The organism is Amycolatopsis sp. NPDC098790 (assembly GCF_044759945.1).
Taxonomy (GTDB): Bacteria; Actinomycetota; Actinomycetes; order Mycobacteriales; family Pseudonocardiaceae; genus Amycolatopsis.
The window spans coordinates 399,731-424,930 of record NZ_JBIWAI010000001.1; the positions used below are offsets into that span (position 1 = coordinate 399,731).

Annotated in this window: 22 protein-coding genes; 8 read left to right on the forward strand and 14 right to left on the reverse strand. The window is 72.2% G+C overall.

Features of this window, described 5'->3' with window-relative positions; all coding sequences use genetic code 11:
• Positions 1-96: 96 nt before the first annotated feature.
• Together ACIQWX_RS02020 and ACIQWX_RS02025 are read right to left on the reverse strand one after the other, a co-directional pair.
• Complete coding sequence (locus tag ACIQWX_RS02020; RefSeq protein WP_400864316.1) at positions 97-357, reverse strand: acyl carrier protein; 261 nt, start codon at positions 355-357, stop codon at positions 97-99.
• Positions 350-1,897, reverse strand: coding sequence for a fatty acyl-AMP ligase (locus ACIQWX_RS02025; protein WP_400864319.1), 1,548 nt, complete (start codon positions 1,895-1,897; stop codon positions 350-352). The genes ACIQWX_RS02020 and ACIQWX_RS02025 overlap by 8 nt, the downstream gene beginning before the upstream one ends.
• 30 nt (positions 1,898-1,927) lie before the next feature.
• Between ACIQWX_RS02025 and ACIQWX_RS02030 the strand changes: the two genes are divergently transcribed.
• A complete protein-coding gene (locus ACIQWX_RS02030; protein ID WP_400864321.1) occupies positions 1,928-2,809 on the forward strand; it encodes a cytochrome P450 in 882 nt (293 codons plus the stop codon).
• Here ACIQWX_RS02030 and glmM read toward each other — a convergent pair.
• From glmM to rplM, 3 genes are all read right to left on the reverse strand, one after another.
• Positions 2,795-4,129, reverse strand: a complete 1,335-nt coding sequence (glmM, locus tag ACIQWX_RS02035; RefSeq protein ID WP_400864323.1) for a phosphoglucosamine mutase — start codon at positions 4,127-4,129, stop codon at positions 2,795-2,797. The two genes, ACIQWX_RS02030 and glmM, sit on opposite strands and share 15 nt — an antisense overlap.
• A gap of 163 nt (positions 4,130-4,292) precedes the next feature.
• Positions 4,293-4,814: a 30S ribosomal protein S9 gene (rpsI, locus tag ACIQWX_RS02040; protein ID WP_086679272.1), complete on the reverse strand. Its 522-nt coding sequence runs from the start codon at positions 4,812-4,814 to the stop codon at positions 4,293-4,295.
• Positions 4,815-4,828: 14 nt separating this feature from the next.
• The gene (rplM, locus tag ACIQWX_RS02045; protein WP_400864327.1) at positions 4,829-5,281 is read right to left on the reverse strand and encodes a 50S ribosomal protein L13; all 453 of its coding nucleotides are present in this window, start codon (positions 5,279-5,281) and stop codon (positions 4,829-4,831) included.
• A 260-nt stretch (positions 5,282-5,541) separates the two neighbouring features.
• Between rplM and ACIQWX_RS02050 the strand changes: the two genes are divergently transcribed.
• Together ACIQWX_RS02050 and ACIQWX_RS02055 are read left to right on the forward strand one after the other, a co-directional pair.
• On the forward strand, positions 5,542-6,435 hold the full coding sequence (locus ACIQWX_RS02050) for a hypothetical protein (protein ID WP_400864329.1): 894 nt from the start codon (positions 5,542-5,544) through the stop codon (positions 6,433-6,435).
• Positions 6,436-6,464: 29 nt separating this feature from the next.
• The gene (locus ACIQWX_RS02055; RefSeq protein WP_400864331.1) at positions 6,465-7,160 is read left to right on the forward strand and encodes a DUF4333 domain-containing protein; all 696 of its coding nucleotides are present in this window, start codon (positions 6,465-6,467) and stop codon (positions 7,158-7,160) included.
• 247 nt (positions 7,161-7,407) lie between these two features.
• Here ACIQWX_RS02055 and ACIQWX_RS02060 read toward each other — a convergent pair whose 3' ends face one another.
• The 5 genes from ACIQWX_RS02060 to eccCa all read right to left on the reverse strand — a co-directional run bounded on the left by ACIQWX_RS02060 (position 7,408) and on the right by eccCa (position 14,858).
• Complete coding sequence (locus ACIQWX_RS02060; protein ID WP_400864333.1) at positions 7,408-7,701, reverse strand: WXG100 family type VII secretion target; 294 nt, start codon at positions 7,699-7,701, stop codon at positions 7,408-7,410.
• Between the two features lie 60 nt (positions 7,702-7,761).
• Positions 7,762-8,088, reverse strand: a complete 327-nt coding sequence (locus tag ACIQWX_RS02065; protein WP_400864336.1) for a WXG100 family type VII secretion target — start codon at positions 8,086-8,088, stop codon at positions 7,762-7,764.
• A gap of 253 nt (positions 8,089-8,341) precedes the next feature.
• Positions 8,342-8,698: a hypothetical protein gene (locus ACIQWX_RS02070; protein ID WP_400864338.1), complete on the reverse strand. Its 357-nt coding sequence runs from the start codon at positions 8,696-8,698 to the stop codon at positions 8,342-8,344.
• Between the two features lie 18 nt (positions 8,699-8,716).
• Positions 8,717-10,738 (reverse strand): type VII secretion-associated protein, encoded by a 2,022-nt coding sequence (locus ACIQWX_RS02075; protein ID WP_400864341.1) that lies wholly within the window; start codon positions 10,736-10,738, stop codon positions 8,717-8,719.
• 106 nt (positions 10,739-10,844) lie between these two features.
• The gene (gene eccCa, locus ACIQWX_RS02080; RefSeq protein ID WP_400864343.1) at positions 10,845-14,858 is read right to left on the reverse strand and encodes a type VII secretion protein EccCa; all 4,014 of its coding nucleotides are present in this window, start codon (positions 14,856-14,858) and stop codon (positions 10,845-10,847) included.
• Positions 14,859-15,105: 247 nt separating this feature from the next.
• Between eccCa and ACIQWX_RS02085 the strand changes: the two genes are divergently transcribed.
• The 3 genes from ACIQWX_RS02085 (at position 15,106) to ACIQWX_RS02095 (ending at position 18,582) form a co-directional block, all read left to right on the forward strand.
• Positions 15,106-15,360 carry a hypothetical protein gene (locus tag ACIQWX_RS02085; RefSeq protein ID WP_400864346.1) on the forward strand — a complete coding sequence of 85 codons (255 nt, stop codon included), beginning with the start codon at positions 15,106-15,108 and terminating at the stop codon, positions 15,358-15,360.
• Between the two features lie 205 nt (positions 15,361-15,565).
• Entirely contained in the window at positions 15,566-16,930 is a 1,365-nt protein-coding gene (gene eccD / locus ACIQWX_RS02090) for a type VII secretion integral membrane protein EccD (RefSeq protein WP_400864348.1), read from the forward strand.
• Positions 16,931-16,950: 20 nt separating this feature from the next.
• A complete protein-coding gene (locus tag ACIQWX_RS02095) occupies positions 16,951-18,582 on the forward strand; it encodes a type VII secretion-associated serine protease mycosin (RefSeq protein WP_400864350.1) in 1,632 nt (543 codons plus the stop codon).
• Positions 18,583-18,622: 40 nt separating this feature from the next.
• On the opposite strand, the gene ACIQWX_RS02100 is transcribed toward ACIQWX_RS02095, so the two are convergent.
• The 3 genes from ACIQWX_RS02100 to eccB all read right to left on the reverse strand — a co-directional run bounded on the left by ACIQWX_RS02100 (position 18,623) and on the right by eccB (position 21,786).
• Positions 18,623-19,759, reverse strand: coding sequence for a WXG100 family type VII secretion target (locus ACIQWX_RS02100; protein ID WP_400869360.1), 1,137 nt, complete (start codon positions 19,757-19,759; stop codon positions 18,623-18,625).
• Positions 19,759-20,076 carry a hypothetical protein gene (locus ACIQWX_RS02105; protein WP_400864353.1) on the reverse strand — a complete coding sequence of 106 codons (318 nt, stop codon included), beginning with the start codon at positions 20,074-20,076 and terminating at the stop codon, positions 19,759-19,761. The genes ACIQWX_RS02100 and ACIQWX_RS02105 overlap by 1 nt, the downstream gene beginning before the upstream one ends.
• 66 nt (positions 20,077-20,142) lie before the next feature.
• Positions 20,143-21,786, reverse strand: a complete 1,644-nt coding sequence (gene eccB / locus ACIQWX_RS02110; RefSeq protein WP_400864355.1) for a type VII secretion protein EccB — start codon at positions 21,784-21,786, stop codon at positions 20,143-20,145.
• A 549-nt stretch (positions 21,787-22,335) separates the two neighbouring features.
• On the opposite strand from eccB, the gene eccE reads away from it, so the two are divergent.
• Positions 22,336-23,571: a type VII secretion protein EccE gene (eccE, locus tag ACIQWX_RS02115; protein WP_400864358.1), complete on the forward strand. Its 1,236-nt coding sequence runs from the start codon at positions 22,336-22,338 to the stop codon at positions 23,569-23,571.
• Positions 23,568-24,287: a hypothetical protein gene (locus ACIQWX_RS02120; RefSeq protein WP_400864361.1), complete on the forward strand. Its 720-nt coding sequence runs from the start codon at positions 23,568-23,570 to the stop codon at positions 24,285-24,287. The genes eccE and ACIQWX_RS02120 overlap by 4 nt, the downstream gene beginning before the upstream one ends.
• A 70-nt stretch (positions 24,288-24,357) precedes the next feature.
• Here the strand turns inward: ACIQWX_RS02120 and truA are convergent, their stop codons facing one another.
• A complete protein-coding gene (gene truA, locus ACIQWX_RS02125; RefSeq protein ID WP_400869362.1) occupies positions 24,358-25,191 on the reverse strand; it encodes a tRNA pseudouridine(38-40) synthase TruA in 834 nt (277 codons plus the stop codon).
• Between the last annotated feature and the right edge of the window lie 9 nt (positions 25,192-25,200).

Below are 25,200 nucleotides of genomic sequence, written 5' to 3' on the forward strand. Positions count from 1 at the left end.
ACTGTGACGCGCCCGGCCGCCGTTCGGTGCCGTCGCAGATGCACACAGAGTCTAGCGTTCGGGCGAGCGGCCTACCTGGGCTTCGCCGAAGTGCACTCAGCCGGTGGTCCGCTGCGCGGCGACCGCCTCGGAGATCACTTCGGCGACGCCGCGGACGTCCACCAGCCGGTCGAGCTCGTCCAGGTCGACCGACACGCCGTAGCGCACCTCGACCCGGGCGAGCAGCTGGACGCGCTGCCGGGACGTCATGCCGATGTCGTCGAACGGGGTCGTGTCGCCGAGCCGCTCCGGCGGGACCTCCAGCGCGGTGCAGACGATCTTGCGGATCTCGTCGGCGTAGGCGCCCGCGTCATCCATGGCGCCCATTCTCGCCCCACCACCGGTCGCGGGCCGCGGCGCGGGACACCTTGCCGCTGGAGGTCCGCGGCACCGCGCCCGGCGGCACCAGCCAGAGTGCGCGCAGCGGCAGGTCGTGCCCCGCGGACACGGCCCGCCGCACGGCCGTCTCGACGTCGTCGCCGGGCGCCGTGCAGCCGGCCACCACCGCGACGCCCTCGCCGCCGCCGTCCCGCACGGCGAACGCGGCGACGCGCGCCTGCCGGATGGCGGGGTGCGCGGCCTCGACGGTGGCCTCGATGTCCTGCGGGTGGTGGTTGCGGCCGTCGACGATGATCAGGTCCTTGCGCCGCCCGGTGACGTACAGCTGTCCATCGTGGACGAACCCGAGGTCGCCGGTGCGGAGCCAGCCGTCTTCGGTGAACGTGTCACCGCGGTCCGGGCGGCCCCAATAGCCGTCGGCGACGTTGGGGCCGGACACCTGGATCTCTTTGTCGACAAAGCGGATCCGCTGACCGTACGGCCGCCCCACCGACACCCGCGGCTCGCCGCCGTCGAACGGCGTGACCGTCGGACCCTCGTCGCCCGCGCTCGCGACGAACACCGTCGCCTCGGCCAGGCCGTAGCACGGTTTGAGCGCGGTGCGCGGCAGCCCGAACCGCGCGAAGGCGTCGTGGAAGGCGTCGAGGCTGGCCGCGCGGATCGGTTCGCTGCCGTTGAGGATCGAGTTGACGTGCGAGAGGTCGACGTCTTCGAGTTCGCCGGCGGCGCCGGCGGCCATGTCGAAGGCGAAGTTCGGCGCGGCGGTGATCGCGCCGGGGTGCTCGGCGAGCAGCCGGATCCAGCGCAGCGGGTCGCGGACGAACTCCATCGGCGTGCAGAACACCGAGTGCGCGCCCAGGAAGACGGGCGTGCCGATGAGCAGGACCAGGCCCATGTCGTGGAAGAACGGCACCCAGCCTGCCAGGTTGGTCGACGCGTCGGCGTGGTAGCACTCCGTCGTCTGCCAGCAGGCGGCCACCAGCGCGCGGTGCGAGATCACCGCGCCGGCCGGGCGGCTCGTCGAGCCCGACGTGTACTGCAGGTACGCCGGGTCGCCCATCGCCACTTCGGCGGGCGGCTCGGTGTCGTCGGCTTCGATGTCCTCGACGGCCAGTGCGACGACCGGCGGGATCTTGTCCAGGAGGTCCTTCGAGGTCAGGCAGGCTGCCGGGGTGGCGTCCGCGAAGGCCGACTCGATCCGGGCGCGGCCGGTCCGGCCGGTCGGGACGGACAGCGGCACCGCGATCCGGCCCGCGTAGAGCGTGCCGAGGAACGCGACGACGTACCCGAGGTCCTGCCGGGCGACGATCGCCACCCGGTCGCCCGGCTCGGTGCGGCGGCGCAGCTCGCGCGCGACACCGCGGACGCGCGCGAGCACCTGGGGCCACGTCAGCGTGTGGTCGGTGGGGCCGGGGAAGGTGCGGCACGTGAACGCGGGCCGGTCCTCGGCGGCGTTGCGGCGCAGGTAGTCCGTGAACGGGGTGGTCAGGACCTCTTCCGGGACGTCTGCGGGCGGCACGCGCCCATCCTGCCCTACCGTGTCGAAGCGATGGACGACTTCGAGCGGCACGGGATCGGCGTGCTCTCCGGCCGCGACGCGTGCGCGCGGGCCCTGCGCTCCCCCGAGCTGACGTCGGATCCCGGCGGCGGTTCGCCGAGCGTGCTGCTGCGCGACGGCGACGGCCACACGCGGGTCCGCGGGGTGCTGCGGGAGATCATCGCCGGGCTGGAGCCCCTGCCCGCGCCGGTGCTCGCCGGGATCGAAGCCGTGGTGGCCGGGCTGGGATCTTCCTTCGACCTGGTACGGGACTTCGCGCGGCCGGTGGCGGGGCTGGTGACGTCGGCGGCGCTCGGCGTCGAACTGGACGACGCCTTCCTGGACCGCCTGGAGGCGACGACGGCGAACCTCGACGTCTTCGGCGGCGCGGACCGGGCCGGCCAGGCGGCGGCGTTCCGGCTCGCGGTGCAGCTGAGCCGGACCCCGGCCGGGCCGGGCGGGTTGACGGCGTTGCGGGAGGCCCACGCGGCCGGCCGGCTCGACGAAGACGAGCTGGCGATCAACGCTGTCGTCCTGGCGCACGCGGCCTACGAGAACTCGCTGAACTTCCTGGCCTGCGCGGGGCTGGAACTCGCGAAGTCAGGGCCGCGGGGTGTGCGTGAGCTGGTGACGGCGGTTTGTCCGGCCCGGTACGTGCTGCGGTTCGGGCCGGACGGTCCGCTGGCGGTGTCCCTGGCCGACGGGCTCCCGTTCGGCCTGGGACGGCACGCCTGCCCGGGTTCGGGCGTCGCGCTGGCCGAGGGCGAAGTCGCTCTCACGGCCCTCGCCCAGCACCTTGAGCCCGGCTGCGAAGTCGGCGACGTGGAGTGGAAGACCCACCCGGTGTTCCACGGCCTGGCGAAGGCCGTGGTCACCCGATCAGGAAACCGCTGAGACCACGCCGGCCAGTCGGTCGGCCGCGGCCTGGGCCGTGGCCTGGGCCGGGGCCTCGACCATCACGCGGACCAGCTGCTCGGTGCCGGACGGGCGCAGCAGCACCCGGCCCTCCTCGCCCAGCTCGGCCTCGACCGCGCCGATCGCGTCACGGACCTCGGACGAGCCGGCGACCGCCGCCTTGTCCGCGACCGGGACGTTCACCAGGACCTGCGGCAGCCGGTTCATCACCGCGGCCAGGTCCTCCAGGGATTTGCCCGTCTCGGCCATCCGGCTCATCAGGCGCAGCGCGGTCAGCAGGCCGTCGCCCGTGGTCGCGTGGGCCGGCAGCACGACGTGGCCGGACTGCTCGCCGCCGAGGGCGTAGCCGCTCGCGCGCAGCTCCTCGAGGACGTACCGGTCGCCCACCGCCGTCGTGACGACGTGCACGCCGTGGGCCTTCATGGCCAGGTGCAGGCCGAGGTTGCTCATCACGGTCGCGACCAGCGTGTCCTTGGTCAGCTCGCCGGACTCGGCCAGCGCGAGGGCCAGCACGGCCATGATCTGGTCGCCGTCCACGAGCTCGCCCGCGGAGTCGACGGCCACGCAGCGGTCGGCGTCGCCGTCGTGGGCGATGCCCAGGTCGGCGCCGTGCGCGACGACCGCCTCACGCAGCTTGTCCGGGTGGTTCGAGCCGCAGTGCTCGTTGATGTTGACGCCGTCCGGCTCCGCGAACAGGGCGACGACCTCGGCGCCCGCCCGGCGGTAGATCTCGGGTGCGGCGGCCGACGACGCGCCGTTCGCGCAGTCGACGACGATCTTCAGCCCGGCGAGCGAGTGCGGCGTCGCGCCGAGCAGGTGGGTGGCGTAGCGGTCGAGGGCGTCGTCGACGTCGTGGACGCGGCCGACGCCGGCACCGGTCGGGCGGACCTTGCCGTCCGCGAGGCCGGCTTCGATCTCGTCCTCGATGCCGTCGGGGAGCTTGTGCCCGCCCGCGGCGAAGAGCTTGATGCCGTTGTCGGGCATCGGGTTGTGCGACGCGGAGATCATCACGCCCAGATCGGCCTCGAGCGAGCCGACCAGGTAGGCGACGGCGGGCGTCGGCAGGACGCCGACGCGCAGGACGTCGGCCCCGGCGGACGTGAGGCCCGCGACGACCGCGGCCTCGAGCATCTCGCCGCTGGCGCGCGGGTCACGGCCGACGACCGCGACCGGCCGGTGCGAGCGGTCGTGCGCGGCGAGCACGCGGGCGGCGCTGGCCGCCAGCGCGAGCGCGAGCTCCGGCGTCAGCTCGGCGTTGGCCAGGCCACGTACCCCGTCGGTACCGAACAGGCGTGCCATCGATCGACCTCCTTGTGGAATGACCACGACAACCTAGCGATCCTGACGGACCGCCTTCCCTGAGTGTCGCTCCCTTCGACGGAAACGACACACCCCTGAAAAACGCCGGAGCGCCCATCCGATGGACGGATGGGCGCTCCGGTGGGTTGCGCCAGTGGCGCGATCAGCGCTTGCTGTACTGCGGGGCCTTGCGGGCCTTCTTGAGGCCGTACTTCTTCCGCTCCGTGGCGCGCGCGTCACGGGTCAGGAAGCCGGCCTTCTTGAGGGCCGGGCGGTCATCGGCGTCGACCTCGACGAGCGCGCGGGCGATCGCCAGGCGCAGCGCACCGGCCTGGCCGGAGACGCCGCCGCCGTGGAGGTTGGCGAAGATGTCGAAGGAGTCCGGCTTCTCGACCGTGACCAGCGGCTCGCGGATGAGCTGCTGGTGCACCTTGTTCGGGAAGTACTCCTCGAGGGTGCGGCCGTTGAGCTTGAACACACCGGTGCCCGGGACGACCCGCACGCGGACGACGGCCTCCTTGCGGCGGCCGACGGTCTGCGCGTTGCCGCCGGCGGCACGCGACGGGCGCGGCGCGGCAGCGGACTCGCTGGTGGCGACCGGGGTCTCGCTGGTCGCGACGGCGCCGGTCTCGGTCGCCTCGGTGGCCTCGACGACCTCGGGGGTCTCGGTCTCGGTGCTGGTCACAGACTGTTCCTCACTCACTGCGCGACCTGCGCGATCTTGGTGATCTCGCGCGCCTGCGGCTGCTGCGCGGCGTGCGGGTGCTCAGCACCGGCGTAGACCTTCAGCTTCTTCGCCTGGGCGCGGCCGAGCTTGTTCTTCGGCAGCATGCCCTTGACGACCTTCTCGACGAGGTGCTCGGGCTTGGTGTCGAGCAGCTCGCCGAAGGAGCGCTTGCGCAGACCGCCGGGGTAACCGCTGTGCCGGTAGGCGAACTTCTGCTCGCGCTTGTTACCGGTGAGCGCGACCTTCTCGGCGTTGACGATGATGACGAAGTCACCGGTGTCCACGTGCGGGGCGTAGGTCGGCTTGTGCTTGCCGCGCAGCAGCGTGGCGACCTCGGTCGCCAGCCTTCCGAGCACGACATCCTCGGCGTCGATCACGTGCCAGGCACGAGTGAGATCGCCGGGCTTGGGGCTGTACGTGGGCAAGGGTCTACCTCGTCGTCAACATTGCGTGTGGGTTCTGTGCGGGCCTAGCGCTTACGCGCCGCAGCGCACAACGACATGTAAAGATACCCGCACGCCCACCGCACCCGTGCATCGGGGTGGGTGGAGACGCCCGCAGGGCCCTTCGACCGGCCTGGGCGCAGCGAGACTCTACCCGGTTTTCCCGCGGAAGTGCCCGCACGCGCCGCGCCGACACGCGAGGATGAGACGATCCGGGCGGCACCATCGAGCAGGGGACGCGCATGAGCAGACGACCGACGGCGATCTTCGTCCTGGGCGCCATCCTGGCCCTGGTCAGCGCCTGCGGAACCGCGAAGGCGGGCACCGCGCTGCCGAAGGGCGACGACGCGGCGGATTACGTCGGCGCCAAGTTCGAGCAGCTCATCGGCAAGCTCGGCGACGCCATCACCGACACGCGCGACGTCACCAACTCGCTGGACGCCTACTTCAAGTTCGACGACAAGTGGATCCACAGCACCGTGACGTCGGCGCGCACCGGCAGCCCGGAGAACCGCGTGGTCCGGCACCGGTCGCAGAAGAACCCCGACGAGATCATCGACACGTACACGCCCGCCGACGGCGCGGTCGAGTACACCTACCTCGGCCCGATGTACGTGAAGGCGGGCGTCTCGCCGACGGCGTGGGTGTCGATGCCGAAGCCGGAGGCCGGCCTGGTCCAGCCGTGCGTCTGGGGCGGGGTGCTGACCCCGTGCCGGATGGCCGACTCGACCGTGGACGCCTACGAGGCGGACAAGCGCGCGGTCCGCGGGGCGAAGAGCCTCGGTGACGGCAAGACCGCGCTGACCGTCAACGTGCCGTTCGAGGTCTTCGTCAAGAACAAGGTCGAGATCCTGCCGAAGAGCATCACCGACCAGGTCGGGCCGGAGCTGAAGAAGGCCGTGGTGCCGACCACGATCACGCTGAACCCGGACGGCAGCCTGGTCTCGTTCGGGATGGACGCCAAGTTCTCCGGCGACGGTCACAACCTGGAGCTCAAGTACGACTTCCGGTTCACCGGCAAGGCGAGCCTGCAGGACATGCCGAAGCTGCCGGACGCGTCGCAGATCACGGTGCTGCCCGACCGGGCGGCGATGAACGACTTCTACCGCCGGCTCGGCGAAGCGCAGGGCAGCTGACGCGTGACCACGACCCGAGGTGATCTCCGATGACCCACCCGCCCGGCCCCCAGCAGCAGCCGCAGTGGTGGCAGCCCCCGGCGAACCAGCCCGGGGGGCCGCCGGACCAGCAGGCGACCGGCCCGCACGCCGGGCAGTGGCAGCAGAACGCCGACCCGGGCGCGGTTTCGGGTTCCTACACCGGCCAGTGGGCCCCCGCGCAGCAGCAGGGTTCCGGGTCGTTTTCGGGACCGTGGCAGCCGGGCCAGCCCAGCGGGCCGTGGCAGCCGCCGTCCCAGCCGACACCGCAGCAGCCCGGCACGCCCGGCGGCGGCCAGCCGGCGCAGTTCCCGCAGCAGCAGTACGGCGGCGGGTTCCAGCCCGCGCAGTACGGCGGCCTTGGCGCGTTCGCCGTGGAGCCGGCGAAGAAGCCGAAGTCGAAGAAGCCGTTGCTGATCGCCGGCGTGGCGGTCCTGGTGCTCGCCATCGGCGGCGGGGCGGCGTGGCTGCTGGGCGCGTTCCGCGGCGACGTGCTGGAGCAGCAGTCCCTTGAGGACGGTGTGGTCAAGGTCCTCAACGAGAGCTACGGCGAGCCGGACGTGACGAACGCGCAGTGCCCGGCGAACGAAGCCGCCGAAAACGGCACGACGTTCGACTGCACGGTGAAGATCGGCGGCCAGGACAAGAAAGTCACCGTGCGGGTGCTCAACGACCGGCCCGAGTACGAGGTCGGCGCACCGCACTGACGGCGGGCGCCACGGGCCCTCTTCGCCTGCCGGCGAAGAGGCATTCGGCCGCGGGGGTTGCTGAACAACACCTCGCCGCGCGCCGCCGGCCGGCCGAAGCGGGCTCCCGCAACGGCTTCGGCACCACCACCGCGCGCCCCTCGCGGCGACCGATCCCCGCTTCCCGGCTGTTCCCCTTGCCGCGCAACGGAAAACGGCGGGCCCCGCACCGGAGTGCGGGCCCGCCGTGGTTTCCGGGACTACCGGCTCAGAACAGGCCTTCGACGGCGTTGTCCGTGGACTGGTAACCGTCGGCGATCTGCGGCAGGGCGGCGGCGATCTGCGCCAGAACCTGCTTCAGGTCCTCGAACTTCTGGTCCCAGGTGCGCTGGGCCTGGTCGTACTGCTCCTTCGCGGAACCGGTCCAGGTGGTGACCAGCGGCTTGAGGTCGTCCTTCAGGCGGTCGAACGCCTGCTGCAGCTCGCCACCGGTGCTGCGGCAGTCGTCCGCGGCCGCGTGGATGGTGGCGTAATTGACGACAATGCCGGCGCCATCAGGCATGATGTGCTCCTTCTGTGCAGAGAAAGTTTTGGTGGAGGAAAAGAAGATTCAAGGTGAAGCTCAGCCGAGCGCGTCGAAGCCCTTGTTGACGGCCGCGAGGATCTCCTGCTGCTGCTGCTCGGAACGCTCGTACTTCGAGCCCGCCTCGCGGAGGAGGTCACCGATGCGCTGCAGGGCCTGGTTCATCTGACGGGCGTCGTCGTCGAACCGCATCATCACGTTGTCGAACGCCTTCTGCGCCTCACCCTGCCAGCCGGCGCGGGTGGCCTCGATGCGGTCGCGCAGCGTGACGAGGTTGTTGTCCATACCGGCGCGCACCTCGGTGACGCGGCCTTCGGCGTCGGTGAACTGCTGAACTGTCCCCTGGAATCCGGAACCGGCGCTCATACCGGAACCCCCTTCTGAAGAGTGATGGTTGGCCGTACCAAGCTTGTTCGTTGTACGGCCCTACGACGCAGACCCTGCCACGTCCGGTTCCCCCTTGTCGTGCTTTGCCCGCAAGTAGTTGCTTGCGTGAACGCTCCTCCCGGGAACCGATCGCGACGCGTATTGCGCGAACTCACCGACTCGGCGATGAGTCACTCGAAAAAGCGTTCTCCACCAGCGGAGTTAGCACACGCACAGCAATCGCCGGCGTGCCTCAGCCGTCGCGTTTCATGATTCGCATCTGGGAAAAGTCTTCGTCCTCGTCACCCGTTCGAGGGGCACGGGCGGCGGATTGCGAACGCGAAGGAACCGAATCGGCGGGATCGGGAACCGCCGGGACCGACAACCCGCGCGCGCGGCGGAACCGTTCGGCGGCGGCGCGCAGCGTCCCGGGCGTCGGGTCGCCGGACTTCGCGCCGCGGCCGCTGCGCTTCAGCAGTTCGACGTTTTCGCTGTGGTGGCGGTAGGTGCGCGCCTTCGCGGTGCCGGCGACGCGCCGGGCGTGCGTCACCGCGTCTTCGCCGGTGCGCCGGAAGGCCGCCGCGGCGCTGTCGAACTCTTCGGACGGCACCGGGTGCCCCCCTTTCTCTCAGCCGAGGATCTCGACCGTGCGCACGGCCTGCGTGCACGCGGCGGCGACCCGGTCGCGCAGTTCCGCCGTGGCGTACTGGCAGCCGACGTGGACGCGGATCCGGCCCTTCGCGACGACGTACCAGTCGACCTGGAGGTCGGGGCGGTCCTTCTTGACTTCGTGGTAGCCGATCACCGTCTTGCCCGCGTACGACAGGCTCGGGTTGAAGGCGCTGTACTGGTCGGGGCTGCCGTCCACGCCGCCCTTGAGGTAGTCCACCAGCTTCTGCGGGTTCGCCGTCGCGTCGTAGTCCATCACGAACTCCTGCACGACCAGGAGGTCGTTGCCGTCACGGGACTCCTGCGGGTGGATCACGACCTGCTTCTTGGCGACCTGGTCGTCGGTCTGGACCCAGTCTTCGGGCGAGACGAACTTGAAGTCGTACTGCGAAAGCGTCCGGCCGGTCTCGGCTTCGCCCCCAGGGCCCCGGAACACGAAGATCCCGCCGACGACGAGCGCGGCCACGACGACCACGGCCCCGGCGACGATCCCCCACAGCTTCCCGCGGCCCTTCTTCTCCGGCTGCGCGGTGGCGGCGGGAGGGCGGCCGGGCGGCGGGCCCTGGGCGGGCTGGCCGGCGGGCGGGGTCCACGGCCGGGCGGCCGGCTGCCCGTGGGGCGGCGACGGCGGGGCCGCGCGGTTCGGGAACCCGGCCGGCCCGGGCGGCACCGGCACGGCGGCCGGCGTGCGCGGCGGCGCCGGGCGCTGGTCCGCCGGGCGCGGGGCGACGTCGCCGGGTCGGACGACCTCCGTGCGCTGCGCCGCCGGGCTCATGGCCCCGCCGGGCACCGCGCCGAGGCGCGCCATGGCTTCGCCGGGCAGCGCGCCCGTGCGGTCCGGGTCCACCAGCACGGCCCGCAGGGCGCCGCGCGCGACGACCGTTTCGGGCTGGTCGAGGCTCGTCGGCACGACGCCGGTGCGTTCGTGGACCAGCCGCGAGATCATCGGGATCCGGCTCGACCCGCCGACCAGGAAGATGGCCGTGAGCTGCTTCGGCCGCAGGCCGGCGTCGCCGATCGCCGCGACCGTCAGCTCCACCGCGCGGCCGAGCGGCGCCGCGATCAGCCGTTCGAGGTCTTCGCGCGTGACGTGCGCGTCGGCGAACGGCGGCGGCATCGGCACGTCGGTGTAGGCGTGCCGCGACAGCGTTTCCTTGGCACCGCGCACGTCCTGGCGCAGGACGCGACGGCGGCGCCGGTCGACCAGCTCGCGGCCTTCGACGAGCTGCCGCCACGCGTCCTGGTCCGCGCCGGCCACGAGCGAGCCGATGTGCTCCAGCAGCGCCTGGTCGATGTCCGCGCCGCCGAACGCGGGGTCACCCCGGGTGGCGAGCACCTGGAAGCCGCCGCGCTGCGGACGGCCGGCCCGGTCGCGCGCGGTGTCCGGCGGCAGCCGCCGCACCACGCTGACGTCGACCGTGCCGCCGCCGAGGTCCAGCACCGCGAGCGCGTCGCCGGGGCGGCCGCTGAACTCGACGGTGCGGTCGTTCGTCACGTCCTGCGGCGCGAACGTCGCCGCGTGGTAGACCGCCGCCGCGACCGGCTCGGGCACCAGCGCGACCTCGCGCGCCAGGCCGCCCGCGGCCTGCCGCAGCAGCCGGGTGCGGATCGCACCCCAGTCGGCCGGGTGGGTCAGCACCAGCAGGTCGACCTCGGCCTCGCCGGCCAGCCGGCGCGCCTCGGCGACCGCGCGGCCCAGCACCGCGTGCACGACGTCGGTGACGCGCAGGACGCTGTCGCCGAGCAGCAGCTCGCCTTCGTCGATCCGCCGCTTCGGGTTCGGCTCGTACCGGGACGGGTCGACGGCCGCCTGCCGCTCGGCCTCCTGGCCGACGAACAGCGTGCCGTCCGCGGCCGCGAACACCGCCGAGGACATCAGCGGCTGGCCGTCGATCACCACGACCTGCGGGTCGCGCCCGTTCACCGAGGCGACGACGCAGGTGCTCGACGTCCCGAAGTCCACCGCAACCCGGACCGTCACCAGCAGCTCCCGCAATAAAGTTCGCGATCCCCCGCGTCCGGCCGGCCGGACGCGCCCTCGGGGAGGAACCTACCCACCCCGCCGGGCACGCGTCCGGCCACCGTCGTCAGTCGGGGTTGATCCACGACACCTGGATCAGCTGCTTGCCCGACTTGCGGGTCAGCAGGTTGCCCCGGCCCGGCGGCATCGCGCTCGGCTTGATGTTGCCGACCAGCGCACCTTCGTCGCGGGAACCGTTCATCACCATGCCCGGCGCCGCGATCTCCTTGAGCTTGCCGATGATCGGGTCGTACATCGCCTTGCTCGCACCACCGGTGCGCCGCACGACCACCAGGTGCAGGCCGACGTCCTTGGCCTGCGGCAGGAAGTCGGAGATCTTCCGCAGCGGGTTGTTCGACGACGTGGCGACCAGGTCGTAGTCGTCGACCAGGATGAACAACTCCGGGCCCTTCCACCACGACCGCGTCTTCAGCTGCTCCTGCGTCACATCCGGGCCCGGCAGGCGGCGGGTCATCGAGTTGAAGACGTCGCCGACCATGCTCTCCAGCTGCGCGGCCGAGACCGCGTAGCCCAGCAGCGAGTCGCCCTGGACGAAGCCGAGCATCGTGCGCCGGTAGTCGACCAGCAGGATCAGCGCTTCCTTCGCGGTGAACCGCTCGGAGATGCCCCGGGCGATCTGGCGCAGCAGGTTCGTCTTGCCCGACTCGCCGTCGGCGAAGGCGTAGAAGTGCGGCTCGGCGTTGAAGTCCAGGTAGATCGGCTGCAGGTCCTCCTCGTTGACCCCGATCGGGATCAGCTTGGAGTCGCGGTGGGCGTCGAGCTTGAGCACCTCTTCGTAGGTGATCATCTCCGGCAGCAGGCGGACCTGCGGCGCCACGCGGCCGCGCCACGCGCCCTTGATCTTCGCCACCGCGTCGGCCACGCCGGCCGCGATCGTCTCCGGGTCACTCGAGCCGTCGATCCGCGGCAGGCCGCCCAGCAGGTGCAGCTTCTCCCGCGTCAGCCCGCGGCCCGGGCGGCCGGTCGGGATGTTCACCGCGACCCGGCGGTCGATGTCGGACTCGGTCGGGTCACCCAGGCGCAGCTCGAACCGGGTGCCGATCATGTCCTTGATCGCCGGGCGGATGTCCGCCCACCGGTTCGCGGCGACGATGACGTGCACGCCGTACGACAGACCCTGGGTTGCGATCCGGGTGATCGTGGTCTCGAGCTCTTCGAAGTCGTCCCGCAGCGCGCGCCAGCCGTCGACGACGAGGAACGCGTCGCCGAACGGGTCCTGGTCGGCCCGGATCTCGCCGCGGCGCTTGCGGTTGCGGAACTCGGTCATCGAGTCGATGCCCAGCGCCCCGAACCGGCCTTCCCGCTCGGTGAGCAGGGTGGTCAGCTCGGCCACGATCCGCCGCGCCTTGTCCGGCTCGCGCCGCGCGACCGCCACGCCACCGACGTGGGGCAGGTCGGCCAGCCCGGCCAGGGTGCCACCACCGAGGTCCAGGCAGTAGAACTGCGCCTCCTCCGGGGTGTGGGTCAGCGCCATCGACATGATCAGCGTCCGCAGCATCGTCGACTTGCCCGACTGCGGCCCGCCGACGATCACGCCGTGCCCGGCCGCGCCGGAGAAGTCCGCCCACAGCGGGTCACGGCGCTGCTCGTACGGCCGGTCGACGATGCCCAGCGGCACCTGCAGCCGCCCATTGCCGAAGAACCCCACCGGGGACAGGCCGCGGTCGTCGGTCGGGTTCAGGTTCGGCAGCAGCGTGTCGAGGGAGTTGGGGTCCTTCAGCGGCGGCAGCCACACCTCGTGCGCGGGCGGGCCCTGCCCGATCAGCCGCGACACGATCACATCCAGCTCGGACGGTTCGACCGCTTCTTCCGACTGCGGCTGCTGCGCCACCGGGGCCGCCTCGACCTGCTGCGGCTCCGGTTCCTTGGGCAGCTCCACGAAGTCCGGGACGAACAGCTGCGGGCGTTTGTCCGCCCGCACCACGGTCGCCGCCGGGCCGGCCGCCTGGATCCCGGCCGGGCGGTAGGGGCCGGAGACGTAGGAGGCCTTGAACCGCACCAGCGTGGAGGTGTCGTACTTGAGGTAGCCGCCGCCGGGGACCGAGGGCAGCTCGAACGCGTCCGGCACCCCGATCGCCGCGCGGGACTCCGCCGCGGAGAACGTCTTCAACCCGATCCGGTAGGACAGGTGCGAGTCCAGGCCCCGCAGCTTGCCCTCTTCCAGGCGCTGGGAGGCGAGCAGCATGTGCATCTGCAGCGACCGGCCCAGCCGGCCGATCGCGACGAACAGGTCGATGAAGTCCGGCTTCGCCGCGAGGAGTTCGGAGAACTCGTCGCAGACGATGAACAGCGCGGGCAGCGGGTCGAGGTCGGCGCCGTTCTCGCGGGCTTTCTCGTACTCCCAGACGTTTTTGAAGTTACCGCCGTTCTTCAGCGCTTCCTGACGGCGGTTCATCTCCCCGGCCAGGGCGTCCTTCATGCGGTCGACCAGCGTGACCTCGTCGGCGAGGTTGGTGATCACCGCCGAGACGTGCGGGGCCTTGTCCAGCCCGAGGAAGGTCGCGCCACCCTTGAAGTCGACGAGGACGAAGTTCAACGTGCTCGAGGAGTGCGTGGCGAGCATGCCGAGGACCAGGGTGCGGAGGAACTCCGACTTGCCGGACCCGGTCGCGCCGATGCACAGCCCGTGCGGGCCCATGCCCTCGGCGGCGGCTTCCTTGATGTCCAGCTCCACCGGCTGGCCGTACTCACCCACGCCGAACGGGACGCGGTAGCGGTCGCGGATCGGGCGGGGGCGCCAGGCCTGCTGGACGTCGAAGGTCATCGGGTCGCCCGGGATACCGAGCAGCTCCAGCAGCGACGGGTTGGACAGCAGCGGCTCTTCGTCGCCGACGTCCTGGCCGGCCGCGCCGCCGACGCGGTACGGCGAGATCAGGCGGGCCAGCGACTCGGTCTCGACCACGGACAGCGTGTCCGGGCGGCCGAACCACTCGACACCGCCGGCGCTGCGCGCGCCCAGGCGGTCCGGCTCGACGACCAGCCGCAGGCCGCGGCGGGCGGCGAGGTTGCCGATGGAGTCGGACAGGTCGACCAGCGTGACGCCGACCAGGCCCTCCTCGAGGATGATCTGCTCTTCGCGGGTGACCTCGGCGTCGTCGACGATGATCACGACGTGCGGCTGGTCCGGCGCCGGGGTGGCGTTGCGGGAGAAGCGCTGGCGGTCACGCAATTCTTCGTCGAGCCAGTTTTCGATCTGGGCCAGCGAACCGGCCATCATGCGGAGCTGGCCGATGCCGTCGGACAGCGTCGGGTGCTGCGCGTGCGGGAGCCACTTCGCCCACTCCCACTCCTCCTTCGCGCGGCCCGCGGTGGCGATCGCGATCAGGACGTCGTCGGGGCTGTGGAAGGTGACCAGCTGCGCGAGCATCGCGCGGGTGAGGCCGCGGGTCAGCGCGCGGTCGCCCTGCATGCTGACCGCGGCGAACCCGCGCAGGGTGATCTGGGTCGGCAGGTCCGGCACGATCGAGTGCGCGCGCACGAACCGGCGCAGCGCGAGGGTGGCGATCGGCTCCAGCTCGTCGACCGGCCCGGTCTGCGGCGGGACCAGCCGCGTCGCGAGGCGGTGCGAGCTGCGCCCGACGCGCAGGTGCAGGAAGTCCTGGTCGTTCTGCCGTCGTTCCCACATGCGGCGGCTGGCGGCCAGCGGCCAGAGGGACTGGGGGTCGGGGTGCACCCATTCGAGGGCGGCGCGCTGGTCGACCATCGCCTCGCGGGCGCGGTCGCGCATCTGGCCCAGGTAACGCAGGTAGTCCTTGCGGTCTTCGTCCATCTCGGCGCGCTTGGCGCCACCGCCCTTGCCACCGCCGCCGGCCATCATCCCGAGCGTGCCGACGACCATCATGCCGCCCATGGCCATCATCATCGGGTTCCGGTTGGAGGCCTGGAACATGAAGACCATCATCCCGAGCGACGCGACGATCATGACGACGGGAAGCGCCTTCATGACGATGTTCCCGGGGATGACGCGCGGCACCTCGGGCGGCGGCTCGAGGTGCACCTCACCACCCGGCGGGCGCGGTGCCGCCAGCCGCGGCGACTTCTTGAACTGCAGCGTGCTCATCGAAGGACCCCTCATTCAAACTCGACGATGGCGGCCACCGCTTGGTGCGCGAGGTGCGCGCATCAACCTATCGAACGCCGCGGGGTAATTCCGCCGGATGCCGGAACCACCCCGTGAGCTTTGCCCCATCCTCGTTCGCGAGTGTACGGCCAGGCACCGACAGTAATCCGGGGTTCCGGTACCTGACCTGGGTTCCGGGCCGCGGGAGACGTCTTGAATGAGTCATTCAGGACCTCCGGCGTCCTGAATGACTCATTCAAGACGTTCGGCGAGCCCGGGCCACCTGCGGGCGGCGCGGCGGGCGGCGGGGCGGGCGGCGGGGCGGCGGCGCGAGGCCGCGCGTGGCGGGCCGGCAGGGCGCTGGGACGGCGGGCCACCGGCGCGCCAGGCGGCGCGGCGCGGCCGGGCGGCGCGGCCGGGCGGCGCGGCCGGGGCGGCGCGGGCGGCGCGGCGGGCGGCGGGCGGCGGGGCGGGGATGCGCGCGGCCGGCCCGACGACATGAACGACTCTTTCACCTCACCCAACGACATGAACGACCCTTTCATGTCGTTGGGTGAGGTGAAGCGCCGGTGACCCGACCTGCCGCTGCCGGTGATTTTCGGACGTTCGGTGATGCCCGCACCGGGGTTCGGTATAAGTTCCCCCGGGAGCAGTCTCGACCGAGCGGGGGCAGTGCAGTGGCTACGGGCACGACAGTTTTCAGCAGGGTGACGGTCGTCGCGCCGTCCACCCGGATCGACGTGGCGTTGCCCGCCGACGTCGCGGTGGCCGATCTCCTGCCCATGCTGCTGGACATGGCCAAGGAGTCGTCGCCGGACGGCGGGGCTCGGCACGGCGGCTGGGCGCTCGCCAAGCTCGGCGACGCCCCGCTCGACCCGAGCCGGACGCTCGCCTCGCTCGGCGTCGTCGACGGGGAACTGCTGCAGCTGCGCAAGCGCAACGAAAACCCGCCGCCGCCGCTGTACGACGACGTCGTCGACGCCATCGCCGAGTCCTCGCCCGACAGCTTCCGGCCGTGGACCAAGGAGACGGCGAACCGCTTCGGGCACGTCGCGGGCGGGCTGGCGCTGGTCGCCGCCGCCATCGCGCTGTTCATGAGCGGCTCGCTCTACGGCGGCAGCGCGCTCGGGGCCGCCATCGCCGGCGGCATCGGCGCCATCGCCTGCGTCGCGGTCGGCGCCACGCTCGCCAAGGCCTACCAGGCCGAAGCCACCGGGGTCCTGATCGCCGCGGCCGGCGGGCTGCCGCTGGCGTTCGTCAGCGGCTTCTACATCGTGCCCGGCCTCTCCATGCGGGCGAACCTGCTGCTCGGCGCGGTCCTCGTGATCATCGTCGCGTCCGTCTGCATCATGGTCATCGGCGCCGGCATCACGACGTTCATCGCCGCCGCCACCGCGGGCACCTTCGGCGCGCTCGCCTTCCTCTTCGGCACGCTCGTCGCGCACCCGGGCGCCGGCATCGCGGCCGGCACGGTCGCGGTCGCCCTCGCCTGCATCTCCATCCTGCCGCGCGCCACGATCTGGCTCGCGAAGCTGCCGCTGCCGCACGTCCCGAGCAACGCCGAAGAGCTGAAGGAAGACTCCGGCTTCCCGGACTACCGCGCGATCGAGCGCCGCACGGCGGTGGCGCACAACTACATGACCGGCCTGATGATCGGCTGCGGCGCCACGGTCGCGGTGTCCGCGATCATCGCCGCCACCGCGCCCGGCGCGTTCGGGATCATCCTCGGCGTCGTCGCCACGCTCGTGCTGCTCCTGCGCGCCCGCGCGTACGCGAACGGCAGCCAGGCGATCGCCCTGCTCACCAACGGCCTGGTCGCGGCGACCGGCATCGGGATCGGCTGGCTCGTCACGGCGAGCGCGCAGAACCGCCTGCTCTACGTCTTCGGGGCGCTGGTCCTGCTCGCCGCGGGCGCGCTCGTGGTCGGCGTGATCTTCCCGAACCAGCGCTTCTCGCCGCCGCTGCGGCGCACGGTGGAGATCATCGAGGCGATCTGCATCGCGTCGGTGCTCCCGCTCGCCCTGGGTGTGATGGACCTGTACACCACCCTGCGGCACCTGAACTTCAAGTGACCGGATCGGGTGACTCTCGGATGGCTCCAGGACGCCGTTTCGGCGCGACCCGGCGAACCACGACGGCCCTGATCGCCGGCACGCTCGGCATCCTGGCTCCGGTGGGCGCGACGGTCCCGGTGTGGGCACAGGCGGCCCCGGCCGACGGCTACTTCGCGACCCCGCCGCCGGTCGACATGAGCAAGCTGATCCCGGACTCCCGGCAGCCGGACAAGAAGTACAAGCAGTCGAAGGGCTGCGTCCAGCGCAGCACCCTCGGCCAGAACATCGTGCTGAAGAACCGGCCGTGGGGCCAGGACTACCTGCAGATCTCGAAGGCGCAGGAAATCGTCCGGGCGGCCACGAACGGCGGCGCCGGCAAGGGCGTCAAGGTCGCCGTGGTCGACACGGGCGTGACGAAGCACCCCTGGCTGCAGGACCGCATCCAGTCCGGCGGCGAGTACGTCCTGACGCCGAGCGGGAAGCAGCCCGGCCTCGAGGACTGCGACGGCCACGGCACCGAGGTCGCCGGCATCATCGCGGCCCGGCCGGACAACCCGGAGGTCGGGTTCGTCGGCGTCGCCCCGGACGCCACGATCGTGTCCTACCGCCAGCTGAGCGAGAACTACGAGCCCGACACGTCGACGTCGACCCCGAACCCGCCCGCCACCTCGAGCGGGACGCCGTCGTCGAGCACCAACCCGCCCGGCGGCTCGGAGTCCTCGCTGCCGCCGAGCACCGAAGGCGGTGGCGGCGGTTCCGGTGAAGGCGACGGGACGTCCCCCGGGCAGACGAACGGCGGGCGCCAGCTGGAGAAGGCCGGCACGGCGGGCACGCTGAAGACGCTGGCCGAGATCATCCGCGGCATCGCCGAGCGGCACGAGGCCGACATCATCAACATGTCGGTCGACAACTGCCGCACCGCCGACGGGCGCATCACCGACGGCGAGCAGCAGGTCCAGGCCGCCGTCCACTTCGCCGCCGAGCAGGGCGTCGTGATCATCGCCGCCGCGGGCAACGCGACGGACACCTGCCCGCAGAACGACCAGCCGGACGCGCGGAAGCCGAAGACGATCGTGACGCCGCCGTGGTTCGCCGACGACGTGCTGTCGGTGGGCGCGATCGACGAGACCGGCAGCGTGGCCCCGTTCAGCGTGCACGGCCCGTGGGTCGGCGTCGCGGCGCCGGGGACGCAGATCATCTCGCTCGACCCCGCCGAAGGCTCCGACGGCCTCGCGAACCTGACGTTCGAAAGCGGCGACAAGGCCAGCGCGATCCAGGGCACGAGCTTCGCGGCGCCGTACGTGTCGGGCCTCGCGGCCTTGGTCAAGGCCAAGTTCCCGGACCTCAACGCGAAGGCCATCATCAACCGCATCAAGGAGACGGCCCAGCACCCGGCGGCACCGGGCGGGCGCGACAACTTCGTCGGTTACGGGGTCATCGACCCAGTGGCCGCGCTGACCCAGAGCCTCCCGTCCGAGGTGGGCAACCAGGCGCCGATCCCGGCTCCGCAGGCGGCCCAGCTCCCGCCCGCGAACAACGCCAGCTCGACGCCGATGGTCGTGGCGCTGGCCGGCACCGGCGGCGGTCTGGTGGCGTTGCTGATCACGCTGTTCGTGATGCGGACGATCCGCCGCAACCGGCCGGCCGAAACCGGCTCCACCCGCCGCTGAACGCACCCGGCCCGCGGTTTCCCGCGGGCCGGGCCGGAGTTCACTTCGCCGGCGGCGCCGGTGGTTTCTTCTGCTTCGGCGCGTTTTCGTCTTCGCCGATCACCGGCGGGGCCACCAGACCGGGTTCTCCCAGCAGCTCCGACGACGACGTCGTCGGGCGGGTCTTCGGCTGGCGGCGGCCACCGCCTCCCCCGCCGCCGAACGCGCCGAAGCCCATCATCGGCATCATCGGCATGCCCGACGCGCTGTGGTTCGCCGAGTTGTCCTGGGCCGGCGCCGGCTGCGCCGTCGCGTCGGCGGGCTGCGCCGCGTCCGGGGTGCCCACGCCTGTGTGCTTCGGCTCCGCCGGGTCCCCGCTCGCCGACGACGGCGTCATCACCTCGTCCGAACCGGCGTCCGAATCCGCGGAAGAAGCGGAAGAAGTGGCGGGCGCCGCGGAACCAGCGGCGGATTCCGGTTCGTGCAGCTGGAAACGCTCCTCCGGGTACCGGTGCGCAATCTCGATGCTGCGCGTGGTCGCGTCGGGGTCGTCGACGCCGTCGCAGAGCCGGTCGAACGCCTCCAGGACGTCCCGCGCGGTCTCGTACAGCGCCTTCGCCGAATCCTGCGTCTCCCGCAGCTGCGCCCGCGCCCGCTTGGTGCCGCCACTGGGCAGCATCATCGTCTCGGAGACCAGGTCCGCGGCGTCGACCAGCACCTCGGCGAGGTCGACGACGACGTGCCGCAGCGTCGTCACCAATTCGTCGAGCGCGTCCGCGAGGACCGTGAGCGCCTCCTGGAGGTCACCGCCCGCGGCGCCGATCTCCCGCATGTAGGCGACGAACGCGTCGGCGTCCCGGCCCGCCCAGCCGGCGTCGAGCCGGCCGAGGCGGTCGTCGAGCCGCGCGGACACCTCGGCCGCCGCGGCGGCCGCCGAACGCAACCGCCCGGCTTCGGCGCCGAGGTCACCCCAGCGGCCGATCAGCGGGCGGAAGTACGTCTCGACGGGGTCGATCACGCCCAGCTGGCGGGAAACGTCCGTCAGGTAGGCCAGGTACGGCTCGGCGGTGGCGGCGATGTCGTCGCCCTCGGCGTCCGGGGCGAACGCCACCGCGGGCGCGGTGGCCGCGGGAGCGGCTGTCCGCTTCGCCAGCGGGTGCGCGATCGATTCGGTGGAGCCCTCCGGCTCGGCGAACATCATTCGGGCCTGCCCGCGCGCTTGATCAGCTCCGCGGCTTCCGCGTCCTGCCCGCTGTGGCGGACCGTGACGTGCCGCAGCGCCTCCGCGGCCGACTTCAGCGCCTCGGCGCCGTCGACCAGCTGACGCCGCAACGCCTCCGCCGCGCGGCCGTACGACTCACCGAGGCCGATCTGCGCCCCCAGCGCGCCGTAGGACTCGCCGGAGACGCCACCGCCTCCCACGTCCGCCGCGGCCGCGTGCAGGTCGTCAGCGGCCTCCTCGGCGGTCCGGGCGTACTCGGCGACGACCACGCCGTCCATCCTCAAGCCGGCCATGGCACCTCTCCGCTCACCGGGAAAACCTCCGGGCGTGTGACGTCCGCCGCCGCCCGCCGGTTCCGCTCAGCCGCCCGCCTGCGCGGTCGGCGTCGGGAACGAGCCGGCGTTCGGGTCGATCGGCACGGAGTCGAACTGCTTGAGCACGTCCTGGGTGTTCAGCGAAGAGCCGGTCGGCAGCAGGCCGATGATCGACTCAGGCGCGGGCTGCCGGTTGTTCAGCCCGATCGCGTCCGCGGTCGCGGCGTCCGGGACGCTGTAGCGGACCCCGCGGTCGGAGATCAGCTGGATCGCGCCCTTGCCGAAGCTGGCCTTGCCGGTCGCGGACTGGACCACCGCGGCGAAGCCCGGCTGCAGGTAGAAACCGTTGATCGGCACGCGGTTCGGGCCCGGCGTGGTGACCTTGGTCGTGGCGAACTTGGCGCCGTGGCTGTTCGCGCCCGGCAGCTGCGTGTCGATGTACACCGACGTGTGGCCGTCGCGGTTGTCGCCGTCGCCGACCACCGACCAGCCGAGGCAGGAGACCGCGGAGTTCTTGGTGGCGTCGAGGACCGTCGGCACCGACCGCGGGAAGTCGTCGACCTGGATGTAGTCGGGGTCGGTCGGCTGGAGGACGCGGACGCCGTTCAGCTTGTCGAGGCCCATCGTCTGGATCCGGCCGGAGCTGCCGTTCTTGGCCACGCGCATGATGTCGGCGACCGCGTTGGACACCTTCTGGATGCCGCCCGTGGTGATCGCCCAGAACTCCGGGTCCGCACCGGCGGGCTGCGTGGCGAAGACGTCGCCCGCGCTCAGCCCGCTGAAGTCCCCGGGGGCCGCGCCTTCCTGGATCTGCGGCGGGGTCAGCCGCGAGACTTCGGGGATCGCGTTCAGCAGGCCCTGGGTGATCTTCCGCGGCTTCTCGTTCAGCTGCAGCGCCGTCGAGACCGCGTTGTGCGTGTCACTGGTGTCGATCTCGGCGCGGACGGTGTTGGCGTTCGGGCGGTTCTGCGTGCTCGGCAGCCGGTAGATCAGGTACGTCTTGCCGTTGTCCGCCTTCGCCAGCAGCGCTTCCTTTTCCCCGAGCTCGGTGCCGAGCGCGCTCGGGGCGACGCCGCCGAAGACGTAGGTGTTGGTCTGGTTGACGCTGTCGGGCACCGGCAGCGTCGGGTCCAGCTGGACCTGGTCGCAGACAGCCCAGTTGGGGGAAATGCGCTGGGAATCCGACGGCATCAGCTGCGGCCCGTCCGGAATCCCGGTCAGCTTTCCGCGCGGAATGTCTTTCAGCTGCTCGTCGGAAACGACCGTGGGATTCTTCACAGCCGCGGCGCTCGGCGCGGCGGGCGCCGGAGCCGCCGTCGCCCCGCCGGTGCTCCCCGCGCTCGATTGCTTTTGCTGGGCCAGCAGAAGAAGCCTCGCCGAAGCCAAGTTGAACGTCGGGACAAGTGTTTTCGGGTTCCCCGCCATCACCACGTACACCGTGCCGGACTGTTCCCCGATCACGATGTTCCCGGCCTCGGGCACCGACGGCGCCGGGCTGAGCAGCCCCCAGACGACGAACACGATCATGCCGAGCGCGCCCAGCACGACACCCACGATGGTCGCCCTCGTGTGCGTGCGCATCGGGTCGTGCAGCATCACGGCGTCCCGCCGGACCAGCGCCGACTGCATCCGCCGCAGGACGAACTGATACGCCTGGACCTGAGACTTAGTCGTGGGTGTTGATGGCATTCTCGACCTACAGCTCTCCCCGTCGCGGTACGGTTCCGCAGGATAGCCGTACGGGGACCGTCTGGTGTGGGGTTTCTACCAACTCAAGCTAGTGTCGGACACCCCGGGACCCGGCTTCCGGGTACGCAGCAAGCACGAGGGGAAGAGAAAGCGCGGATGTCCGTCACCAACCCTCCACGTCCGCCTGGCCCGCCCGGGCCCCCGCCGCCCGGCCGCCAGCCGGGCCCGCCGCCCCGTCCGGGGAGACCCGGCGGTCCCGGAGGTGTCCCGGGCGGTCCTGGTGGCCCCGGCGGACCCGGTGGCGGTCCCGGCGGACCCGGCATGCCCCCGCGCGGCCCCGGCGGACCCGGTCCCGGTGGAGCCGGCAGCCCGAGCGGTCCGATCGTCCGGCCCGGCGGTCCTGGTGGCCCGGCTGGACCTGGCGGCCCCGGCGGCGGTGGTCCCGGTGGTCCCGGCGGTGGCGGCCCCGGTGGTCCCGGCGGCGGTGGCCCCAGCGGTCCCCAGGGACCCGACGACGGCCCAGCCACTCCCCCGCCCAGCCCGGTGCGGATGGCTCCGCCCGCGCGACGACGCTCCTCGGGCGTCAACCTCGGCCCGCTGCCCGTCGCCAACCTCGTCGTGCTCGAAGTCGGTCTCGCGGTCGGGCTCGTGCTCCTCGCGATCGACATGTCGCTCAAGTGGGTCGGCGTCGGCATCGTCGGCTTCGCCCTCATCGTCGCGCTGCTGCGCTGGCGCGGCCGCTGGTTCACCCAGTGGATCGGCCTGACGCTGCGCTACTCCTTCCGCTCCCACGACCGCGTCGCCGAACCGCTGCCGCCGAGCACCGTCGAAGAGCTGGCCGCCGAAGAGACCACGGTGACCGGCCCGGACGACGCCCGCGTCAACCTGCTGCGCGTGGCCGTCCCGGACCTCGTCGTGGCGCACGGCGTCGACCACGAGCGCCAGCAGGTCGGCCTCGCGTGGAACGACGGCACCTGGACGGCGGTCCTGCTCGTCGAGCCGACGCCGGCGCTGATCACCCAGGCCGGCGGCGCGCCGAGCCTGCCGCTGTCGGCGCTCGCGCCGTGCCTCGAAGACCGCGGCGTGGTCCTCGACTCGATCCAGACGATCTGGCACTGCTACCCCGGCAGCGCGGCGCTGCCGGCGGACTCGCCCGCGCTCAGCTCCTACATGGAAGTGCTCGGCCCGCTGCCCGCGGCGGCGCGGCGGACGACGTGGGTGGCGATCCGGCTCGACCCGCGGCGCTGCCCGGCGGCGATCCGCGAACGCGGCGGCGGCGTCGTCGGCGCCCACCGCGCGCTGATCGGCGCGCTTTCGCGGGTGCGCAACGCGCTGGAGTCCCAGGGCGTGCCGACCCGGCCGCTCGACCCGGACGAGCTGCTGCGCGCGAGCATTTCGGCCGCGGAGCTCACCTCCGTCGCCGGTTCGCCGAGCAAGGTGACGCTGCAGGAGCGCTGGTCCGGCGTGACGGCGGCGGGCATCGGCCACGCGAGCTACGCGATCACCGGCTGGCCGAAGGGCAAGATCAGCGGCAGCCTGAACGCGCTGACGAGCGTCCGCGCGCTGTCGGCGACGCTGGCGATGTCGATCTCCCCCGCGTCCGACGAGGGCAAGATCGGGCTGCGCGGCATCGTCCGGCTGAGCGCGCGCAACCCACGTGAGCTCGAAGCCGCCGACCAGCGGCTGCAGGGGCTGTCCGAGCGGCTGGACGTCGACTTGACGCCGCTGCGCGGGCTGCAGGTTTCGGCGTTCGCCGCGACGCTGCCGATCGGAGGAACAGCATGAGCTCCCGGATGCGTGACGCCGGGCAGAACCTCGGCGTGGCGCCGGAGTTCACGGTGGACCCGGTGATGCTCGACGCGGTCAGCCCGTCGGGTGACCGCGGCGGCATCGTGCTCGGCTCGGGCCTCAAGGGCGAGCCGCTGACGATCTCGGCGCTGCGTTCGACGCCGACGCGCATCGTGCTGGTCGGCGGGCTGTACCTGGCCCGCCAGGTGGCCATGCGCGCGATGGCAGTCGGCGCGTGGGTCGTGGTCGCGACGGGCCGCCCGACGGAGTGGCAGGTGCTGTCCCGCGCGGCGGGCACCCGCGACGGACGGCCGTCGCCGCTGGTCCAGATCCGCCGGCTGTCCCCGGTCGAGCTGCCGCGGCCGTCGGAGGACGCCCCGCTGCTGGTCGTCACCGACGGCGGCCCGACCCCGCAGGACCTGTTCCCGCCGCGGTCGCCGTGGCAGACGACGGTCTACGTGCTGCCGTACCTGCACCCCCAGGCGGGCGCGACGGCGAACGCGGCGGACCTGGTGCTGATGCAGCGCCTCCCGGCCGGGCAGGCCGAGCTGGCGGCGCGGATCTGGCGCCTGCCGCCGCAGATGATGCGCCAGCTGACGACGTTGCAGGACGACCAGGTCGTGGCACTGGGCCGCAACCTGTGGCGCCCGCTGAGGCTCGTGACGACGGGCAAGGAGCAGCAGCTGCTCGGCCCGGTCCGCCGCGGCGACTGACCCATGTAGTGAATGACTCATTCATGTCGCCTGGCGACATGAATGAGTCATTCACTACACCCGAACCGAGCTACCCGGCCTCCGGCGTGCGGACGTTGCGGGTTTGCTCCGCGCGGGCCGCGAGTTCGGCGTCCGGCGGGTAGTCCACGCCCAGCAGGGTCAAGCCATGAGCCGGGGCCACCGCGCTGTCGCGGATCCCGCTCTCCAGCACCTTCGCCGGCCAGCCGTCGGTGCGGCGGCCGTCGCCGACCAGGAGCAGTACGCCCACCAGGCTGCGGACCATCGAGTGGCAGAACGCGTCCGCCGAGACGCGGACTTCCAGCAGGTGCTCGTCCACCCGCGCCCACTCCAGGCGCTGCAGTTCGCGGATCGTCGTGCCCGTGTCGCGCTGCTTGCAGTACGCCGCGAAGTCGTTGAGCCCCAGCAACTGCCGAGCCGCCGCGTTCATCGCGTCCGTCGACAATGGACGGTTCCAGGCCAGGGTGTCATTGCGCCGCAACGGGTCCACGCCCCAAGGCGCGTCCGAGACGCGGTAGCGGTAGTGACGGCGGATCGCCGAGAACCGGGCGTCGAACCCCTCGGGCGCGACCCGGGCGCCCAGCACCCGGACGTCGCCGGGCAGGAGGCGGTTCCAGCGGCCCGTCATGCGGGTCAGGTCCGGGATGCCGTCCGAAGACACCGGAATGCGTCCGGAGGGAGAAGACAGCGGTACGACGTCGACGTGCACCACCTGGCCCGTCGCGTGCACGCCGGCGTCCGTGCGGCCCGCCACGACCACGGACTTGGGCACCGAAGCCCCCGGTGGCTGCCGCTGCAGCGCCTCCTCCAGCAGCCCCTGGACCGTCCGGCGGCCCGGCTGCCGGGCCCAGCCCGAGAAGTCCGTGCCGTCGTAGGAGACGTCCAGGCGCAGACG

What these genes read in the sequence shown, in the direction of transcription:
- ACIQWX_RS02095 (WP_400864350.1), top strand. Translation starts at nt 16,951, where the DNA reads ATGGCTCCAGGACGCCGTTTCGGCGCGACCCGGCGAACCACGACGGCC.
- ACIQWX_RS02085 (WP_400864346.1), top strand. Translation starts at nt 15,106, where the DNA reads ATGACTCATTCAAGACGTTCGGCGAGCCCGGGCCACCTGCGGGCGGCG.
- eccCa (WP_400864343.1), bottom strand. Translation starts at nt 14,858, where the DNA reads ATGAGCACGCTGCAGTTCAAGAAGTCGCCGCGGCTGGCGGCACCGCGC.
- glmM (WP_400864323.1), bottom strand. Translation starts at nt 4,129, where the DNA reads ATGGCACGCCTGTTCGGTACCGACGGGGTACGTGGCCTGGCCAACGCC.
- ACIQWX_RS02055 (WP_400864331.1), top strand. Translation starts at nt 6,465, where the DNA reads ATGACCCACCCGCCCGGCCCCCAGCAGCAGCCGCAGTGGTGGCAGCCC.
- ACIQWX_RS02100 (WP_400869360.1), bottom strand. Translation starts at nt 19,759, where the DNA reads ATGTTCGCCGAGCCGGAGGGCTCCACCGAATCGATCGCGCACCCGCTG.
- ACIQWX_RS02105 (WP_400864353.1), bottom strand. Translation starts at nt 20,076, where the DNA reads ATGGCCGGCTTGAGGATGGACGGCGTGGTCGTCGCCGAGTACGCCCGG.
- ACIQWX_RS02065 (WP_400864336.1), bottom strand. Translation starts at nt 8,088, where the DNA reads ATGAGCGCCGGTTCCGGATTCCAGGGGACAGTTCAGCAGTTCACCGAC.
- ACIQWX_RS02060 (WP_400864333.1), bottom strand. Translation starts at nt 7,701, where the DNA reads ATGCCTGATGGCGCCGGCATTGTCGTCAATTACGCCACCATCCACGCG.
- ACIQWX_RS02050 (WP_400864329.1), top strand. Translation starts at nt 5,542, where the DNA reads ATGAGCAGACGACCGACGGCGATCTTCGTCCTGGGCGCCATCCTGGCC.
- eccE (WP_400864358.1), top strand. Translation starts at nt 22,336, where the DNA reads ATGGCTCCGCCCGCGCGACGACGCTCCTCGGGCGTCAACCTCGGCCCG.
- ACIQWX_RS02020 (WP_400864316.1), bottom strand. Translation starts at nt 357, where the DNA reads ATGGATGACGCGGGCGCCTACGCCGACGAGATCCGCAAGATCGTCTGC.
- eccB (WP_400864355.1), bottom strand. Translation starts at nt 21,786, where the DNA reads ATGCCATCAACACCCACGACTAAGTCTCAGGTCCAGGCGTATCAGTTC.
- ACIQWX_RS02120 (WP_400864361.1), top strand. Translation starts at nt 23,568, where the DNA reads ATGAGCTCCCGGATGCGTGACGCCGGGCAGAACCTCGGCGTGGCGCCG.
- ACIQWX_RS02030 (WP_400864321.1), top strand. Translation starts at nt 1,928, where the DNA reads ATGGACGACTTCGAGCGGCACGGGATCGGCGTGCTCTCCGGCCGCGAC.